Source organism: Blautia pseudococcoides (assembly GCF_001689125.2).
In the GTDB taxonomy this organism is placed as follows: Bacteria; Bacillota; Clostridia; order Lachnospirales; family Lachnospiraceae; genus Blautia; species Blautia pseudococcoides.
Genome location: NZ_CP015405.2, coordinates 2,051,222 through 2,070,092 on the forward strand (window position 1 = coordinate 2,051,222; position 18,871 = coordinate 2,070,092).

Sequence of the window (18,871 nt, forward strand, 5' to 3'; positions counted from 1 at the left end):
ATAAAAGTTTAACCCCCATCTGTGTAGGGATTCATGAGCCAGGGTGTGAATTTCCGTCAATATGCGTATATGTTCTAAAAGACCGGTTCAGATAAGCCAGAAAGAGACTAACCACTGTAAACCTTTCTTCAAAGCCAGCCACCCGCGCCAAATCCCTCCGCTGCTCATACTCCTCCTTTGACAATGTACCTGCGGCAATCTCCGTAACCGCATAATTTTTCTCTCATAACAGTCCCCCTTCCACTAAAACATCTGATCCAGGAATCACACCGTGGTATAAAAGCAGCCTGGTACCGTCCTATTTTCCTTCACTCAATCTTTGTCTTATCCAGTATATCATTAATTAGAACAAATAGATAAGTGGAAGTGTCATTGGATGTCCAAATTATTTTCCCTTGCAAATTGTCTGACTTAATTATAATATTAACTTATAGATTCATGGAAACGGGGGAATCGCCCCCCAATGGAGTCCTATTTTTTCAAAAACGGAGGTGTTATTTATGCTGCATGAAGTAAGTTTTTCATCTTACAACAAACGCGACCAGGTACAGGGGTGGATTTATGTACCCGCCGCAAGACCGAAAGGGATCGTACAGATTATCCATGGTTTCGGCGAGCATTCCAGACGATATCTGCATATGATCGTCAAATTCATGGATGCAGGTTACATTGTAGCTGCTGATGACCATGTGGGGCACGGAAAAACAGCCATGGTCAGCGGTGTATGGGGAGATTGGGGGGATACAGGATTCCACACTATGATGGAAGATGAACACACCCTCAGAGAACTGGTCTGCGAAAAATATCCGGGCCTTCCCTATTTTATCTTCGGTCACAGTATGGGTTCTTTCATTGCCAGAGATTTTGCGGCGAATTATGGAAACGACCTGGCAGGTGTTACAATCTGCGGCACCACAGGAATCTTTCGGGGAGCAGACAAAGCTGCTGCGCTCTTAAAGAAAGCAATCGACCACGGGCTGGGAAATGATTTTGATCCGGAATTCACAGGTTCCCTGATGGGATGGATGTGTGAGCGCTGTGATGATGTTACCATCGGAAATGAATGGATCTGTTCCGACCCATATGTACAGCGTGACCATGCGGAAGATCCTTTCGACTCTTTTACCAGACCTACCAGCAATCGTTCTTTATATGATTTCACTCAGATGATGATGGCAATTGAAGGCGTGCAGTGGGCTGAAAAGGTTCCCGTATCCCTGCCATTTTACAATATAGGCGGTGATCAGGACCCTGTGGGGGAATACGGAAAGGGCATCTATGAAGTCTCAAACTGGCTGTGTGAAACCGGGCATGATGTGATCACCAAAGTCTACTCCGGCTACCGCCACGAGATACATAATTACAGTGAAATCAAGGACGAAGTCGAGGCCGGCATAATTGCATTTATGGATGGAATCATCAGCATTTGACCGGACTTTTCCTATTCAGATGTGAGATTTGACATAATTTTCACTGTAACTGAAAAAGAGAATCCGCGGACTCTGTGTGGATTCTCTTTTACTTTATCTGGCTTGCTGCAGGAACAGCAGGCCGTATTCTGAGAGAAGAGCTGCATGTTGGCAAAACAATCCCCTGCAACTTTCCTGTCTGCCAAACGTATAGCTTCCTCCGCTGATACCTGCTCTGATTTTTTTAATCCAGCATTTGACTTATGGACCGATAAGCGGATACCTTTTCCGGGTGTTCTCCCGAATAAATCCCACCCAGAAACGTCCCCCATGAATGCCCAAAAAATACCTTGTCTTTTCCTTATTCTGATTTGACTCCCATTGACCAAAGTTTTTTCAGCTGCCAGACTTCCTTATTTCTAATATCCCGAACACTTGCAAACATAGCTATACTCTGGCATTTTATCAAATAATCACGAACCGTAAGTATATAAGGTCTCAGCGTTTCATAGCTTAATGCAAATGGATCTGCCCCCGTGAAAAAAAACCTTCTGGCATTCGGCTGATATAACTTTAATTCCTCCAGATCTTGTTCAAATATATCCATCTTCGCCAGATGGAACGGTTCATCCTGATACAAGCTGCAAAAACTGCATTTACCATAAGTTCACCCTGCTGTCAGTTCAATAAAGCAGGAGTCAGCCTCATAAGGCGGCCGCCATATTCTTCCGTTAAAATGCATGCTTTTCTTCCCCCTTTACAGATGCGGCAGATTTCTGCGGTATCTCTGCAGTTCTTCTTCACTTACCGTCTCTATTATCTGATCCAATGTATAAAGCAGTTTCTCTTTATCCCGTGGCAAAATACCCTGTAACTGAAATGCATTAGATGCCCCCAATGCACCAAAATAGACCGGTATTTTGAGATTTTTTACAAGCGTCCGCAGTTCCATGTATCTTTCCAGCTCTCCCTCCTCTTTCCAATTACCCTTCTGAATCTCCTGATAAAGTCCGGACTCGGGATAAACGGTAAGCATATTAGCTCCAATCCGTACCGGATGAAGTTGATTGCACACCTCTGCAGTCGCCTTTGCCCCAATTTCCCCCCGCCCGGCTCCTGATATACTGGTAAGATAAAAGAAGTTGTAAGATATGCCTGCCTTATCCAGACGGCTGCACTGCTGAATAATATCAGAAGCTAAATAACCTTTATCCATAAAAATAAGCGCCTCATCGTCTCCGGTTTCAATTCCAATGGTAATCCCGTCATAACCTGCCTGCCGAAGATTTGATAGTTCTTTATCTGTTTTTGCAGTAACATCTGTAACTCTGGCAAAACAGCCTATCGTTTCGATGGCGGGATGATACCTGTGAATCAGGGAAGCAATCTCCATCAGCCTGCCATATTTCAAAACAAATGGATTGGCTCCAGTCAAAAAGACCCGTCTCCCATGATGATCCGGCCATAACTCTGACTGTTCTTTCAATTCCATTAAATCCTCTTCTATATCTGCCAAAGGGGACATGCGGAATTTGAAGGGAAGCTCTTCATATAGTGTACAGAACTTACACCTGTGATGAGTACATCCTGCCGTAACTTCAAGTAAAAGGGAAGACGCCTCATAAGGCGGCCTCCAGATGGTTCCTGTATAATGCATAATAAATGACTCCTCTCTGTATTTTGATGCATCTTTCTTTATTAACTTACTGAAACCGCTGAAGAAAAACAAGTACGGGCTTTTTTTGCATATAGTACATTTTTTAATACTATGTATGAAAAAGAGTCTTACTTGATTTCCTCTGATATTTGGGATATACTCTCAGAAAAGAGGTGATCAGATGTCTGAAAATAAATTCAGCAGTGAAGAAAACATTGCACGTTGCATTCCTATGGGTAAGCTGCAATCTGTTATTGGAGGGAAATGGAAAATACTGATTCTATGGTATATATACTTCTATAAAGTACAGCGTTTTGGTGAACTGCGCCGCCGGCTTGACGGCATCACCCAGTCCACTCTCACAAAACAGCTCCGGGAACTTGAAGAGGATGGTTTTCTGCACCGGGAAGTCTATAAGGAAATCCCTCCAAAAGTGGAGTATGCATTGACAGCACTCGGTGAAAGTTTTATCCCTGTACTCCAGACCATGATGGCATGGAGCGAACGGTTTCTATGTCCTGAATATAAAAATCCTTATAAATAGAATTATAATTTATCTTATTTTACAGTTTGTTAAAATCCAGAAGGATATTTCCAACTGCATTCCGTTAAGAGGTTTTGAAGATGCTATCACAGTTTTGCGGCAGCTTCTTTTCTGTACTCCTTTCGATTTGTAATTCATTACTTTTATTAAAAACCCCCACATCACCATTATAGTGATGTGGGGTGGCCTAACTGAATACTATTTGGGATATCCCCTGGGGTTCATTTAAATTTCTCCATCACGTTTATGCCAGGATATATTTCTGACGGGGCAGAACGGTATTGTAAAAATCACTTTTTAATTGTTCTGTTTTTCAAAATTATATCCCCGTTCTGTTTTTACTATCACAAATTTCATGCTGCACTACAGGACGTGATTTTCTGCTGTTCCACTATTCCTCTATCACATAGGTGTATTTTTCGGTGAGCACGGCTGGCAGTAGTGTTCCTGTTTTCCAAAATGTTCCGGCTGGCATGACTGTTTTGGAGGACATGTGGAACACAGCTTCGGTGGGCATGGGAGGCATGGCTTCGATGGACATAATGAGCATGGCGGACACGGCCTCGGTGGACACGGTGGCTCTGGTGGGCACGGCTTTGGTGGACACGGTGGTTCCGGTGGACACGGCGGCTCTGAAGGGCACGGCTTCGGTGGGCACGGTGGTTCCGGTGGACATGGCGGCTCTGGCGGGCATGGCTTCGGTGGACACGGTGGCTCTGGTGGGCACGGCTTTGGTGGACACGGTGGTTCCGGTGGACACGGTGGCTCTGGCGGGCACGGCTTCGGTGGGCACGGTGGTTCCGGTGGACATGGCGGCTCTGGCGGGCATGGCTTCGGTGGGTATGGGTCTGGTGGACACGGTTCCGGCGGACATGGCGGCTCTGGCGGGCATGGCTTCGGTGGGTATGGGTCTGGTGGACACGGTTTCGGCGGACACGGCGGCTCTGGCGGGTATGGCTTCGGTGGACACGTCAGGTATGGTGGGTATGGGTTCGGTGGGTACGGTGGTTCCGGTGGACACGGTGGCTCTGGCGGGCATGGCTTCGGTGGGTACGGGTTCGGCGGGTATGGTGGGTATGGGTTCGGTGGGTATGGTGGTTCCGGTGGACACGGTGGCTCTGGCGGGCATGGCTTCGGTGGGTACGGGTTCGGCGGGTATGGTGGGTATGGGTTCGGTGGGTATGGTGGTTCCGGTGGACACGGTGGCTCTGGCGGGCATGGCTTCGGTGGACACGGCCGTGGACACGGCGGGTATGGTGGGTATGGGTTCGGTGGATACGACGGGTATGGTGGGTATGGTGGATACGGTTTTGATGGGCACGGCGGATATGGTGGATATAATCCAGGACCCCAGCCCGGATAACATGGTATCATACATGAAAATGGCAGTGGATATCCATTTGTTCCCCCACTGTAAATATTCGATAAATTATTATTGTTGTTATTGTTATTAATATTAATTCCCAACTGTCCCTGTAATCCCCGCTCTTCCTGCGAAGTATAGCATTCCGGGACTGGGTATTCCACACATACACAAACTTCAGCCTGCAAATTAACCTGAACATCATCAAAGGAGGTACCTATGGGCTGATAATTTAGTGCTGTACTTTGTGCCTCCATTGTGACCACACGCGTTATGGTTCCTGAAAATGATGCCGTCACAGTAAAACAAACAAATTTTCTGCATGTGCGGAGTGCAAGATAGAATTCCTGTCCAATAACAGGATTTGGAATGGGATTACCGCAGAAATCCATAAAGGCCATAGAATAGTCTTCTCCACAGCTACAGAATGGTGTAACTGTAACCTTAGGCTGACCTGAAAAACTGGACAAAACGCGAAATGGACCTATAAGAAGTCTTCCGCATACAGTCCGTACTTCATCGGGACATCCCTGAAATACAAAGTAGGGCGCTCCCCGTTCTACAGATAATGTGCTTCTATTGCAGCAGTTTATCACAGAACCTGCACCGCCGCATCCAGGTTTGGAAAAAGGTAATAAAACCGGTCGTTCAGGTTCAGAATCCACATATTCTCCTGCAAGCCTTAGAAGTTCCAGAACCGCAGTACGCATTCTTTCAGATTTCGGATGCGTTTCCCCACTTGTGCAGTCCAAAAAATACACTTCATCAAGATCTATCTGTCCAAGCAGTACCCAAAGTGCAATCTGGACTGCCGCATAGGCATCATTCTTGTCAAGAACCGGGCTGGCCGCGGCATCTACCCCTGCCAGCTCAAATGTGGCATCAGCACTTATGGCAGGATAGGTATTTGCCAAAATCCAGCCAAGCATCTCTTTCTGCCGTTCTGTAGCAGCCGGAAACAATGTTTCAAATGGCCGACTTTCATAAGGCACATCATTATAAGGCCCATCGGCGAATTTATCCAGACAATAAACCGGTTTATTAGTACTACCCAAAATATTTCCAAAGAACTGGAATATTTGGTTGTGATCCTCTCTTTTCAGGCGGTATCGTGAAGCGGAAGTATAGTCCAACGCACAATAACTCTCCACCTCTGGATTACCACCAGCGGTACCGCTGATATCTTTATCAGAATAGATAATAAAAGGGCGTAGCGCCCTTAATGCTTCTATATCAATCATGAAATATCCCTCCTTACTTTTTGATTGTAATAAGAAGATAATTACACAATTAATATATGCCAGTATATAAGATTTGCTTGTTTGTCTCATATCTGGAGGTCCAAACAGCTTTTATGGTGTCTTACTTTAAAATTCACTTTTAGATATTACATAAAAAAAGGCGAAAGTTATGTACATAGACAAGATGCTATATGGATTGGTGTTATCTATTTTCATCGGTAATTTTGTCAACAATTACTCTACTACTACCGAAACAATTACAGTTCAAGATCCACTTGATACTCATTGTCAATAAGAATATATTCCACTTTATGGCTGCGGCATTGTTCCAAGATTTCCGCATTATCCCCAAGTACCGTTTCTCTGGTAAGTCCTTCATCTTCTATACGGTTTTCGATAATATCTGCATATTTAATAATCTCATGAAAATGATTGTTAATATACTTTTCACTCATGACCAAGCAATAAAATTTAATTTTAGTCAAATACTCCGCTGCAAAGTCTTTAGACCAGTCAAAAGGAATATAACACCCTTCTACAATAAGATGCTGCTCATTCTCAACAGCTGTTTTAATGATTTCACATACAATTGGCCATAGATAATCTGTTAATGCACTGTCATCGCTCATAGGCGTAAGATTTGTATTTCCGCTGCGGATAAGTCCCATCTTTAGGTGGTCCACAGAAAGGTACGGGTACATATACTTTTCCAGTAATTTTTGTGCAAGTGCTGTCTTACCGGTATGAGATGCGCCTTTATTAAAACAATCATTTTTTTAATTTCCTCTCAATATTATCCTGATTGAACAAAGCGAACGCCCGAACAACCCACGATGCCCGAACGATTATCTATGCTTCAAAAGTACAGGGAATATGTCCTTTTTCAGCAGCATAAATGGGCTGATTATTTAAGTGATCTCGACAACAAAATTACATTTTACCAAAATAGTATTTCAGCAAAAATGAGGATTAAGCAGGTTCCCCGCATCAGAAATAACTGCTGTTTCCTCTTCAGATTGCTTTGTGTGATTGATTGGAATACTGCGCCTTCACCAGGTAAACTCCTATCATGACAATCAAATTCTCAAAGGCTCTTTCCCCCTCTATCCGTATGGGGTATATGGTATTGGAAAAATTTGAAGTTTATAACAGCACTGTGCGGCTCCTCAACCAGTATGTCATCGCCCGCTACCACTTGTCAACGCTTCTGATAAATACAATATTAATAACTTGTGACAATGTCTCCGCTGGGAATCATTTGAGAAATAGAAAAAGGCCCCAGAAACCTTATAATCACTAGAGAATATAGTGTTTATAAGGCTTTTGGAACCTCTAATTATTGAAATTTAAATCATTTCGAAAACTTTGCTTAGTTTCCCATCTGTTTAGCAACTTCTTCAGCAAAATTCTCTTCCTTCTTTTCAATACCCTCACCAGTCTCGAAACGAACGAAGCCTTTGATTGCTATTTTTGCGTTGTTTGCTTTTGCAACTTCTTCAACGTATTTTGCAACAGCCTGTTTGCCGTCTTCTGCCTTTACATATACCTGGTCTAAGAGGCAGATCTCTTTCATTTCTTTGTTGATACGGCCATTTACCATACCCTCGATAACTTTTTCCGGTTTGGAAGATTCTTTCGGGTCATTTTTAATCTGAGCAAGCAGGATCTCTTTTTCGTGTGCAATGAATTCCTCACTTACTTCGCTTCTGTTTGTGTATTTTGGATTCAGGGCTGCAATCTGCATAGCGATGTTTTTAGCCATCTCTTTTACTGCATCATTGACAACATCTGTCTCAACGTCAACCAGAACACCGATTTTTCCGCCCATGTGTGTATAAGAAGATACGAAACCATTGGGCTCATTCACTTTAGTGAATCTTCTGATGTTCATGTTCTCGCCAATAACAGAAATCTGGCCTGCCAGTGCTTCCTGAACAGTCTTTGTTGTATCGAATTTCCATGGCTCTGCTAAGAAAGCTTCGATATCCGCAGCTTCTGTCTCCATAGCCTGCTCAGCAACCTGAGCAACATATTCCTGGAATTTTTCGTTCTTTGCAACGAAATCTGTCTCTGCATTAACCTCTACAGCAACTGCGTTCTTCTCGTCAGCAGATACCAGAGTTTTGCACAGACCTTCTGCTGCAACACGGCTTGCTTTTTTCTGTGCAGTTGCAAGTCCCTTTTCTCTCAGGAATTCAACTGCTTTATCCATATCGCCTTCTGTAGCTGTAAGAGCTTTCTTGCAGTCCATCATGCCGGCGCCGGTCATTTCTCTTAATTCTTTTACCATTCCTGCTGTAATAGCCATCGTGATATTCCTCCTGAATTCTTATTATTCCTCTGTTGTTTCCTCTTCAGCTGCTTCCTCAAAGATTTCGCTGTCTTCGGCAGCACCCTGGTTAGCTTCGATCACGGCATCTGCCATTTTGGAAACAATTAATTTTACGGCTCTGATCGCATCGTCATTGCCCGGGATTACAAAGTCCAGTTCTTCCGGGTCACAGTTTGTATCACAGATACCGATTAACGGAATACCTAATGTATGTGCTTCCTGAACGCAGATTCTTTCTTTTTTCGGGTCTACGATGAAGATGGCATCCGGGAGTTTCTTCATTTCTTTGATACCGCCCAGGTTCTTCTCTAATTTGGCCTGCTCTTTTTTCAGCTCGATAACTTCTTTTTTCGGCAGTACGTCGAAAGTACCGTCAGCTTCCATAGCTTCGATTTCTTTCAGTCTTGCGATTCTGCTCTGGATGGTCTTGAAGTTTGTCAGCATTCCGCCTAACCATCTCTCGTTTACATAGAACATTCCGCATCGCTCTGCTTCTACTTTGATAGCGTCCTGAGCCTGTTTCTTAGTTCCTACGAACAGGATTGTACCGCCGTCAGCTGCCATGTCTGCAACTGCTTTGTAAGCATCGTCAACCATTCCTACAGATTTCTGCAGGTCGATGATGTAGATACCATTTCTCTCTGTGTAGATGTAGGGAGCCATTTTAGGGTTCCATCTTCTGGTCTGATGTCCGAAATGAACACCTGCTTCCAGTAATTGTTTCATTGAAATAACGCTCATGTTTTTTCTCCTTTTTGGTTGTTTTCTTCCGTCTATTTCCTCTCCGCAGGGACACTGTCGGATGCTTGTCCGCAGGCACCGTCCTTTGGTATTCATAGACGTGGTTATTTTGCAACGTTGGTATTATAGCATAGCTGACACATAGGTTGCAAGCTGTTTTTAAGATTTTTTCCTGTTTTTACAAGGTTTATACCACTTTTGTCCAAATTCTTTTCTGTAACGGACATTCTTAAGGTACTATTCACACACTGCGGTCCCCCGAAGCAGGTTGTGCAGTAACGTTTTGAAGCCAGGTATGCAGAAGCGGCATCCAGCTCTGACACTCTTTCTGCACTCCGGTGCCGTCTACACGCATCAGTGTCTCGTTGGCTAAGGAAAGTCCGTGACTGCCTTTTGGGTAGAGGTGAAATTCAACCGGGACACCTGCTTTTCCCATAGCTTCTACAAATAACAGGGAATTCTGAAAAGGCACACTCTGATCCTCAAAGGTATGCCAGATAAAGGCAGGCGGCACATGGACACCTGCCTGAGTCTCCAGTGCCATTTCCTCTTTCTTCTCCTCATAATCACTGCCCAGCAGGTTATGGATGCTTTCCAGATGTCCGTAATCCTCCCGGGATGTGATAACCGGATAACTGAGGATCAGTCCTTTCACCTTTAAACTCTCTTTGCTGCATCCCACAGCCTCTGACAGAAAATCTCTGTTCCAGAAAACACCAAAACTGGCTGCCAGATGTCCTCCCGCTGAAAATCCCATAACAAAGATATTATCAGTATCCACATGCCACATATCGGCCTTTTCCTGTATCACCTGCACAGAGCGGGCCACCTCTGACAATGCTGTAGGAAAAACAACGGGCGCACAGGAGTAACGCAGAACGGCTGCGTGATATCCCATACTGTTAAACTGCAGGGCGATCATCTCCGCTTCCCTGTCAGCAGTAAAACGATACGCGCCGCCTGGACAGATCAAAATCAAAGGGCGTAACAAATCCTTTGGCAGCTCCTCATAAGTATCTAAAATATAAGTTGTCAAATGTGTCTCTTTTGAAGACCCTGACATTTGAATGGGAATCTTTTCATGTATCATACTCTTGCTCTCCTCTTATTCCTTTTCAATGATCTGACCGTTTCGGTAAGCCTTCAGCAGTTGCTTCAGCTCATCAATACTCTCCTGGAGGTGGTGCCCATTATCCGTATCTCCCACTGTTTTTCTGAGAGAGGTTCGTTTTACTAAAATACTGTCAGAGAGAATATCACTCTCTCTTGTAATGGCATCTTCTGCCGAAGTAAATGGTTCGTGGGCCGCCAGGATCATTCCCCAGGAATTATAGATCAAGGTATATCCGGCAATTCCCGTCTCCTTTTGGTATGCCTTTGAAAACCCACCATCAATGACCAGCACTTTGCCGCCGCACTTGATGGGGCTTTCCCCTGAGGTATGATGTACCGGGACATGGCCGTTTATAATATGGCAGCAGTCTCCCTCGATTCCGAATTCCCGAAAAATATTATTTACCACACTATCGTCTTCCAGCAGTCTGTAGTATGGGTTCTTATTCTCCACATGGGTTTCTTTCTCCGCCAGAAAATAGCGCTCAAAAGTAGCCATCTTATCTTTTCCGAACAAAGGAGACGCCGGGCTGCTCCAGATAAACCACAAAATATCCCTTCCCCGTTGCTTTTCATCCTGATCCAGGGCAAAGAAAGCTTTCCTTACATACGCTTCCAGCACGTCATAGAGCTCTCTCCCTTTATAGGTCCTGCCATATACCTCCACTTCCTTAAAGCTGCCGTCCTCATTAAGGGGAACACAGCCGTGATAAAGCAGGTTGTTATTGTATACCTTATACAGACTTCCCTTTTTAAGCAGAAGCTGCATATGCCGCTGGAGCTTCTCACAGTTGGCAAAGGCGGAGACAAGGCGTTCCATGACCTCCTCCTCCTCCTTTGACAGCTCATAGGGATTCTCCGGGTCCACAGTAGGGAACGCATGGTCAAGGAGATTGTATTCTTTTCCGTATAAACGTATAGAGCCCTCCTCATAATTGATATCATCCAGCAGCGCTCTGTCTGCCATATGAAACTCTTTTCTCCGGATGAGAAGCTGGCCTTCCAGCTTGAACTGGATAATGGAAATAGCTTTGTGCATCTTCATATTCAGCACAGTCTCTGCAGGGTTGAGGGTATTGCCCCCTTTTATTTTAAAACATTCGCACGGGTCCTCCTGATAATACGTCAGGGCAAAGGTAGCCAGAGGAAGCAGATTGATGCCATAACCATCTTCCAGAAGATCCAGATTAGCATAGCGGGCGCAGATACGGATAACATTGGCGATACAGGAACGCTGTCCCGCCGCAGCTCCCATCCAGACAATATCGTGATTGCCCCACTGGATATCCAGGGAGTGATACTCCTCCAGTTTGTCCATAATATGGTGCGGTCCCGGCCCTCTGTCGTAAATATCCCCCAGAATATGCAGATGGTCCACAACCAGACGCTGAATCAGCTCTGAAAGGGCTATGATAAATACCTCTGCCCTGCCAATGGCTATGATCGTTTCAATAATCTGCTCATAGTAGGCTTCCTTATCATTAAGCTCCGGTTTCTCTGTGATAAGTTCCTCAATGACATAGGCAAAATCAGGCGGCAGGGCTTTGCGGACTTTGGAACGGGTGTATTTGGACGCAACACGTTTGCACACCTCAATCAGACGGTATAGGGTGATTTTATACCAGTCCTCCATATTATCCTCTGTCTTTTTCGTCAGCTCCATTTTCTCTTTTGGATAATAAATCAGTGTGGCAAGAAAACGCTTGTCCTGCTCATTGAGCGTATGGCCGAATACCTCATTGATTTTCCGTCTCACAGAACCGGAACCATTTTTCAGAACATGGGAAAAAGCCTCATATTCCCCGTGGATATCCGTCAGGAAATGCTCGGTTCCCTTGGGCAGGTTGAGAATCGACTGCAGGTTAATGATTTCTGTGGACGCCTTGGCGATGGTCGGATATAATTCGGAAAGGCGTTCCAGATACTTATGCTCCAATTTTTCCATTTGTTCTCCCCCAATATTGATAGATTAATACATGTTGCCATTGTAACACATTTTCCTCTCCCAGAAAACAAGAACACTGCCAATCAGCAAAAAAATAATTCCGGCCGGATTTTCTTTCTGCATTTTTATTGTCCCCGGTCCTGGTTCGCTATCTGCCTCCAAGTCTTCCTTCAACGGCATGGTAAAATCCCAGGGTTCCATATCATTTATATTGCCTGCCTCGTCCTGAACGGAAAGGGTAATTCTGTTTTTCCCGCTTTTCAGGCATTCGCTTGGAATCATTAGATTTCCATCCTTCCATTCATAAAGCACAGGCTCACCGTTCACCGCACAGGAGACGATCCGGACCGCATCCGCATTCTCAAGAGTGATTTCCGGGGCGAATCCCGCACTGTGGTCCATCTCTTCTCCGTTATATACAAAGCTTGTCCCTGACTGGTTGACTGAAAAAAGAAAACGCTGTACTGTCCGGTTGCCGTATTGGTCGGAGGCCTCGCACAGGAGTACATATTCATCATCTTCTGCCACGGGGTCCAGAGTAAAGGACAGCTTTCCTCCCTTGTCTTTACTTCGGATGGAAATATTTCTCTCACCAGTACGTTTCCCCGTCAGCCGTATTTTTACACTGCTCTTGTCCAGATTTTCGTCCTGCACGGTGATACATGGAGACACCTGGCTGTTGTTTGAGGAAAGGTTCTTTAAATTGGCAAGAGTGATGACAGGGTAACTACAGTCAGGGATTTTTATTTCCGTCATAGGCGGCGGAACTTTCGCTTTTTCCTCCGGTGCTGCTTTGGCATCTGAACCTGTACTGTTATCTGCATTTATATTTGCCTGGGATTTTTGTTCTGCATCTATCACCTCTTCCGGCTTATGCCCGTTTTTTATATCATCGGCCTCGCTCATCTCTTTCCCTGTATCCTTTTCCGGGTCTATTTTGCCTCCCTCTGTACCTTGATCCGTATTGTTTTCCGTTTCTTTCGGCTTTTCCGCAACACCATCTTCTCTCCCGGTGTCATACGGTTCCTTAGTATCCATATCTGCTTCTTCGGCAGTCTTTTTCACCCTTATTTTATAGCGGACCACCACCTCTGTTTCCCCCTCCTCTAAGGCCTCAATATTTCCGTTCCTACCTGCACACGCAACGCGCTCATCTTCTATCTGTACAATGCCGTTATCGGGCAGAAATAGCGCTTCTCCCTTCTGCAGTTCCACAATCTGCGTGATCTCCGGTAATGTTTCATCCGGCTCCTTATCCGCTACAGATGCTGATACTGAGACTGCAGCACCCAAATATAAATAAAGACCGGCTACAGCCATAAACATATTTCTTCTTTTCATTGTATTTCCTCCTCTGTGAGTCCATTGATCTTTCTTTTTACTTTTTCACTGTTAAAACCTGATTTTTCTGCCCCTCTTTTCTCCATAAGGTTAAGCAGGCGCTCTGCTTTCTCCGGATTCTGCCGTTCCACTGCCTCCATAAGAGCATAGGCACAGTAAGCTTCTGCGTCCTCAGGGAAATCTTTGATATAACTTTCATATTGCTTTTCCGCCTCCTCATAATTCTGCATCTGACGGCAGAGGGCTGCTGCGGAGAGTCGGACTTCCTGTTCCAGCTTCACAGGTATCTTTTCTTTCAAAAGTAGGTTGTAATACTTTATACTCTGTACCGGATTATTTTGTTTTCCGTACACCTTTGCCAGCTGATACCATATTTCGGTCCGGTATATAGGCGCATACGTCTCTCTTTTGTTTTCTTCCAGATTTTTTTCTGCCTGCTGGAGAAGCTTTCGGGCTTTCTCGTCCCCCTCACTGCAGGAATATCCCAGTTCCGTTTTGTACGCCTGTATTACATTTGCCAGAAATATGGATTCACCAGTCTTTTCCCAGGAGGTGCCTTCACTGTCCTCCAAGTCTTTTATGGCTTTTTGTGCAGCCTCCCAGTTGGCCTTGGAATGTTTTTCTTCTATGGCATCCAAAATTCTGCGGTACAGCTCTCCTTTTTTTGTTCCCTCCTGCTCCCTCAGAAAATATCTGCGCGCTTCCTCATGATCTGCTGTATCTGCCAGGCTTGTGCCCTCCCGGATCCCCAGAATCCTTCCTGCATCCATCAGCAGCTCCTGTTTCTTTATCTGCGCGCCTAAAAGCATTAAAAAACCGGCTGCCAGGAAAACGAAACCGGCATAGGCACGTTTTCTGGCCTGTATCCACGCTTCCAGATTCTGCAGCTCCTTTTTGACCATTCTGATTTTCCGGTATCTTTTCCCCAGGGAAGGTTCCATACATTTCTCCGCAATATGTCTCCACTTTTTACAGAGCCTCGTCTCCCGTTCCTCTTTTTGTTCCATGTAACGAAGTATAGCTCCAAACCCGTAGATATCAGACCGCTCCTCCGCATTTCCCAAATACTGCTCAGGTGCCGCAAATCCGGGAGTGCCGAACCTGCTTTTGCTGCTGTGTTTCCCTGCATTGCTGTTCTGTTCAGACAGGGACGCAATGCCAAAATCAAAAATCCGTATATCACCTGAGATATGCACCATCAGATTGGAAGGTTTCATGTCCTGATAGATGATCCCCTTTGCAGGGCCGTGAAGATATTCCAGAAGGCTGCAGAGCTGTACCGCCCATTTTATCCGCTTATCCCAGGGTATCTTTTTACCGCTTTTCTTTATTTCCTCAAGGGTGAACCCTTCCAGATAATCCATGACCAGATAACGGCATCCGTCCTCCTCCAGAATATCAACGATCCTGGGAAGTGCCGGGTGCTCCAGATGCCGCATGATGTCCACTTCTCTGCTGCTGTCTGCGGGAATCTTTTTGATGGCCCAGTATTTTTCCAGTTTCATATCAAAAGCCAGAAATACCTGTCCCTGTCCGCCTTTTCCCAGCATTTTATCCAGGCGGTAGCGCTCTTGGAGAAGACGCCTTTTCTCATACACGAACAGCATCACCTCTTAAACATTATTTGAATTTTAAATGGAATATTTGGCAGATATGCCAGAAAGTTTTATAAATTGGGATGGGCCGCCGCATGCAGCGGCCCGATTCCCTTTGTGTCAGATCACATTCTCTCAGGTGCTTCAAATCCCAGTAAGTCAATGCATGTCTCCAATACATCTCTTGCCAGGACCAGCAGACGGATCCAGGATGTCTTCTGCACTTCATTCTCCGAACTGAGAATCTTTGTTTCATGGTAAAAGCTGTTGAAAGCATTTGCAAGATCATAGATATATGAACATATCTTATGCGGTGCTTTTTCTTCAAAAGCAGGTGCGATCACAGAATTAAATCTGGACAGTTCCAGCATCAGGGCTTTCTCACTGGCATTGGCGGCCGGGAGCATCTTGCCTTCCTCCGGATTTTTGCCTTCCTCACGGTAGCGCTCCAGAATGGATTTGATCCGTACAATGGTGTACAGAATATACGGCCCTGTATTGCCTTCAAAGGAAGTGAAACGCTCAACGTCAAATACATAATCCTTGGAAGCCTGATTTGACAAATCTCCGTATTTGATGGCGGAGATTCCCACCATCTCGGCTGTCTTTTTGGCGTCGTCTCCTTTTACGCTGCGGTTCTCAACGATTTTCTTATACATTTCCTCATTGATTTCACTGATGAGGCGTTCCAGACGCATAACGCCGCCTTCTCTGGTCTTGAACGGCTTGCCGTCCTTGCCGTTCATGGTTCCAAAACCAACAAACGCAAGCTGGGTGTCATCCTCTGTGAGCTTGGCTTTTTTCGCACAGCGGAACACCTGGATAAAATGCAGTTCCTGGCGCTTATCCACCACGTAAATCATCTCATCCGGATGATAATCCTCCATACGCTGTACGATCGTAGCTAAATCTGTGGTGTTGTAAAGAGACGCACCGTCTGATTTGAGGATCATACAGGGAGGAATTTCTTTTGCATCACTCTCTTCTTTTACATCTACAACAAGTGCTCCCTGGTCCGGATATGCATATCCTTTATCTTTTAAATATGCCACCATATCAGGTATATATGGGTCTGCATCCGCTTCACCTTTCCAGAGGTCAAAGTCCACATGCAGTTTCTCATAATTCTTTTTCAGGTCTGCGACAGAAACTTCCATAATGTGTTTCCAGAGGGCACGGTATCCTCTTCTGCCCTGCTGAAGCTCCAGTGTTGCCTCCAAAGCTTCGTTTTTGTATGCTTCATCTTCTTTTGATCTGCCGCTGGCTGTGGGGTAGATCTCCTCCAGTTCGCTGACTGTAAAGGGTGCTTCTGCGGGGTATTCCCCTTCGTACGTCTGATCAAAATACACCAGTTCAGGGGAACGTTTTTTCAGTTCTGTGATGATCAGACCCATCTGCAGTCCCCAGTCCCCCAGATGCACGTCACCGATTACCCGGTGTCCCAGAAAACGCCCCATGCGTTTTAAGCTCTCACCAATGATGGCAGAACGGAGATGCCCTACATGAAGAGGTTTTGCCACATTTGGTCCGCCGTAATCAATAATGATCGTCTTGGGAGACTCCGCCTTTTCAGCAGAAAGATTCTCATCCGCCTGCATATCATTCAGATAAGAGGCAAGGAATTCGGGATTCAGCTTCAGATTAATGAATCCGGGATTCACAGCCTCTGCCTGGCTGAAGATTTTACTTTCTTTTATTTTTCCGACCACATCGTTTGCAATCATAATTGGTGCTTTTTTGTATGTCTTGGCTGCTGCCATCGCTCCGTTGCACTGATATTCGCACAAGTCCGGGCGATTGGATACATTCACTCTGGCAAATTTTTCGTCATATCCGGAAGCTGTGAATGCGTCTTTGATGACTGCTTCCATGCATTCGATGATTTTCTTCATAACTGTTCACTACTCCACTTCTACTTTTTTAGCCACCGCCACCGCAAGGGCACCCTGTCCAATGTGACAGGCAACGCTCAGGGAAAGAGGGTCCATATGCACTTCCATATCGAAATGCTTCTCAAGCTCTGCCTTCCATTCCAGGGCCTCCTCCTCATTGCCGGTGTAAGCTGCTTCCAGGCACATAAGGCCCTTTTTCTTATATTCTTTGAAACGGTTTTTTAAGTCGTCTTCCATGGCTTTGACCATAGTACGCTTTGCCTGCTTTTTGCCTCTGGCTTTCGAGAAGGCATCCAGCTTTTCCCCCTGGATCTGCAGAACCGGTTTTAAATTCAGCACAGTACCCAGTGCAGCGGCAGCAGGCGTGATCCTGCCCCCCTTTTTCAGGTATTTCAATGTTTCCAGAGTGATATAGATACTGGACTCCCCTTTTTCGGCTTCCAGAATTTCTTTGATCTCCACTGCATTTTTGCCGGAGTCTGCCAGGTCTATCGCATCCAGTACAGACTGTCTCTGCGTAACAGAAATTCTCTGGTTATCCACAACCTGTACACGCCCCTTATATTCTCTGGCCAGCACAAACGCTGTCTGGCAGGAGTTGCTCAGACCGCTGGACATGGGAATGTGCACAATTTCATCGTGGTCTTCCAGCAGCCGCTCCCAAGTCTCCAGCACATCCGCTGGAGAAGGCTGAGATGTGGAAATATCCGCATCCTGAGCCAGCCGCTGGTAGAAATCCTCCTGGGTAAGGGTGATCCCCTCCAGGAAAAGCTGCTCATTAATATAAAAAGGCATTGGAAGAACCGTAATCCCCAGCTCCCCGGCAAGCTGCTGGGTAATGCCGCTGTTACTGTCCGTCACAATTGCAATCTTCTTTTTTTCCATTGATTCCTTGACTCCTTTTCCCCATTTTGGGTTACTATTTTTAATAATATCATAGACCGGTGTTAAATACAATGTCTCCCCTGGGAAAATTTTGACGAAAAAACCACTGCATGCTATAATAGATTTCAGATAAAATACTGACAAGGAGGGATATCATGTCATTTCAGACAGAATCTTACGCACACACAGCAAAAACGATCATTGCCAATCTGGAAAAAAGAAACATGCTGGGGTATTACTGTGAAAATGCCCAGGAGGCCAGAGCGCTCATCCACAGCCTTATTCCTGTCAACGCCACAGTGACCTGGGGCGGTTCGGAAACCCTTGTGGAGACAGGCATTATGGAGACTTTGAAGGAGAGCGGCTACATACTGCTTGACCGGAAGGCAGCAAAAACGCCTGAAGAATCCAGGAAACTCTATGGACAGATAGTCACGGCGGACTATTTCCTCACCAGCACCAATGCCATCACCCTGGACGGGGAACTGATCAATGTGGACGGCGTGGGAAACCGGGCTGCCTGTCTTATCACAGGCCCTCAGCATGTTCTCGTGGTTGCCGGCATGAACAAGGTCGCTGTCACAGAGGAAGACGGAATCCGCCGGGCCCGCAATATGGCAGCACCGCCAAACAGTATCCGGGTAGGCGCTCATACACCATGCTCCAAAACCGGTGTCTGCGCAGACTGTCAAAGCCCTGACTGTATCTGCTGCCAGACAGTGATCACAAGACGTTCACGTGTAAAAGACCGGATAACAGTTATTCTGATCGGCGGATCTTACGGGTTCTGAAACCAAAAAGAATCCAGCAGTT

At 45.6% G+C, this 18,871-nt stretch carries 15 protein-coding genes and 1 pseudogene; 4 read left to right on the forward strand and 12 right to left on the reverse strand.

Annotated elements, in window-relative coordinates; all coding sequences use genetic code 11:
* Positions 1–500: 500 nt before the first annotated feature.
* Complete coding sequence (locus tag A4V09_RS09835) at positions 501–1,430, forward strand: alpha/beta fold hydrolase (RefSeq protein WP_065542179.1); 930 nt, start codon at positions 501–503, stop codon at positions 1,428–1,430.
* Positions 1,431–2,166: 736 nt separating this feature from the next.
* On the opposite strand, the gene A4V09_RS09845 is transcribed toward A4V09_RS09835, so the two are convergent.
* Positions 2,167–3,066, reverse strand: coding sequence for a radical SAM protein (locus A4V09_RS09845; RefSeq protein WP_065542182.1), 900 nt, complete (start codon positions 3,064–3,066; stop codon positions 2,167–2,169).
* Positions 3,067–3,247: 181 nt separating this feature from the next.
* Here A4V09_RS09845 and A4V09_RS09850 point away from each other — a divergent pair, with 181 nt between their 5' ends.
* A complete protein-coding gene (locus A4V09_RS09850; RefSeq protein WP_065542183.1) occupies positions 3,248–3,610 on the forward strand; it encodes a winged helix-turn-helix transcriptional regulator in 363 nt (120 codons plus the stop codon).
* 391 nt (positions 3,611–4,001) lie between these two features.
* Here A4V09_RS09850 and A4V09_RS25335 read toward each other — a convergent pair whose 3' ends face one another.
* Positions 4,002–4,286, reverse strand: coding sequence for a hypothetical protein (locus tag A4V09_RS25335; protein ID WP_157123490.1), 285 nt, complete (start codon positions 4,284–4,286; stop codon positions 4,002–4,004).
* 34 nt (positions 4,287–4,320) lie between these two features.
* Here A4V09_RS25335 and A4V09_RS25340 point away from each other — a divergent pair, with 34 nt between their 5' ends.
* Complete coding sequence (locus A4V09_RS25340; RefSeq protein WP_157123491.1) at positions 4,321–5,064, forward strand: hypothetical protein; 744 nt, start codon at positions 4,321–4,323, stop codon at positions 5,062–5,064.
* A 616-nt stretch (positions 5,065–5,680) separates the two neighbouring features.
* On the opposite strand, the pseudogene A4V09_RS26450 reads toward A4V09_RS25340, so the two are convergent.
* From A4V09_RS26450 to A4V09_RS09905, 10 genes and pseudogenes are all read right to left on the reverse strand, one after another.
* Positions 5,681–6,304, reverse strand: a pseudogene (locus A4V09_RS26450) (thioester domain-containing protein); the annotation flags it as partial.
* Between the two features lie 167 nt (positions 6,305–6,471).
* Entirely contained in the window at positions 6,472–6,882 is a 411-nt protein-coding gene (locus A4V09_RS09860; protein WP_330396550.1) for a hypothetical protein, read from the reverse strand.
* Positions 6,883–7,583: 701 nt separating this feature from the next.
* A complete protein-coding gene (gene tsf / locus A4V09_RS09870) occupies positions 7,584–8,522 on the reverse strand; it encodes a translation elongation factor Ts (protein WP_065542187.1) in 939 nt (312 codons plus the stop codon).
* Positions 8,523–8,546: 24 nt separating this feature from the next.
* Entirely contained in the window at positions 8,547–9,287 is a 741-nt protein-coding gene (gene rpsB / locus A4V09_RS09875; RefSeq protein WP_065542188.1) for a 30S ribosomal protein S2, read from the reverse strand.
* Positions 9,288–9,528: 241 nt separating this feature from the next.
* Positions 9,529–10,377 (reverse strand): alpha/beta hydrolase, encoded by an 849-nt coding sequence (locus A4V09_RS09880; protein ID WP_065542189.1) that lies wholly within the window; start codon positions 10,375–10,377, stop codon positions 9,529–9,531.
* Positions 10,378–10,392: 15 nt separating this feature from the next.
* On the reverse strand, positions 10,393–12,345 hold the full coding sequence (locus A4V09_RS09885; RefSeq protein ID WP_065542190.1) for a fructose-bisphosphatase class III: 1,953 nt from the start codon (positions 12,343–12,345) through the stop codon (positions 10,393–10,395).
* 24 nt (positions 12,346–12,369) lie between these two features.
* A complete protein-coding gene (locus tag A4V09_RS09890; RefSeq protein WP_065542191.1) occupies positions 12,370–13,686 on the reverse strand; it encodes a hypothetical protein in 1,317 nt (438 codons plus the stop codon).
* Positions 13,683–15,284 carry a serine/threonine-protein kinase gene (locus tag A4V09_RS09895; protein WP_157766937.1) on the reverse strand — a complete coding sequence of 534 codons (1,602 nt, stop codon included), beginning with the start codon at positions 15,282–15,284 and terminating at the stop codon, positions 13,683–13,685. Before A4V09_RS09895 ends, A4V09_RS09890 begins: the two co-directional genes overlap by 4 nt.
* A gap of 122 nt (positions 15,285–15,406) precedes the next feature.
* Positions 15,407–17,173 (reverse strand): arginine--tRNA ligase, encoded by a 1,767-nt coding sequence (gene argS / locus A4V09_RS09900; RefSeq protein ID WP_065542193.1) that lies wholly within the window; start codon positions 17,171–17,173, stop codon positions 15,407–15,409.
* Positions 17,174–17,182: 9 nt separating this feature from the next.
* Positions 17,183–18,058 carry a DegV family protein gene (locus tag A4V09_RS09905; RefSeq protein ID WP_065542194.1) on the reverse strand — a complete coding sequence of 292 codons (876 nt, stop codon included), beginning with the start codon at positions 18,056–18,058 and terminating at the stop codon, positions 17,183–17,185.
* A 155-nt stretch (positions 18,059–18,213) separates the two neighbouring features.
* Here A4V09_RS09905 and A4V09_RS09910 point away from each other — a divergent pair, with 155 nt between their 5' ends.
* Positions 18,214–18,849 (forward strand): lactate utilization protein, encoded by a 636-nt coding sequence (locus A4V09_RS09910; RefSeq protein WP_065542195.1) that lies wholly within the window; start codon positions 18,214–18,216, stop codon positions 18,847–18,849.
* Positions 18,850–18,871: the final 22 nt, after the last annotated feature.